Genomic DNA, 267 nt, shown 5'->3' with positions numbered 1-267 from the left:
TATTGTTTGGGTCTGTAGCTCAGTTGGTTAGAGCGCACCCCTGATAAGGGTGAGGTCGGTAGTTCAAATCTACTCAGACCCACCACTTTGCTCCCATACTTCGTTATGGCACGCCTCGTTTAGTGGACTAAACGTCGTTGTACCATGCCTTGTCTGGAAACAAAGTAGGTTACAAATAATAAGTACCAGCATATGTGGGGCTATAGCTCAGCTGGGAGAGCGCCTGCCTTGCACGCAGGAGGTCAGCAGTTCGATCCTGCTTAGCTC

The 267-nt window shown here is 49.8% G+C and carries 1 tRNA gene; it reads left to right on the top strand.

From position 1 onward, the window contains the following. The first annotated feature begins 8 nt into the window (after nucleotides 1–8). Nucleotides 9–85 (top strand) — tRNA-Ile (locus AUR67_RS03100). The last annotated feature ends 182 nt before the right edge of the window (nucleotides 86–267 follow it).

Origin of the sequence: Pseudoalteromonas sp. XI10, assembly GCF_001469895.1 — a bacterium.
GTDB lineage: Bacteria > Pseudomonadota > Gammaproteobacteria > Enterobacterales > Alteromonadaceae > Pseudoalteromonas.
Note: the sequence above shows the minus strand (reverse complement) of the source record. Positions and strands in the feature narration are given on the sequence as shown.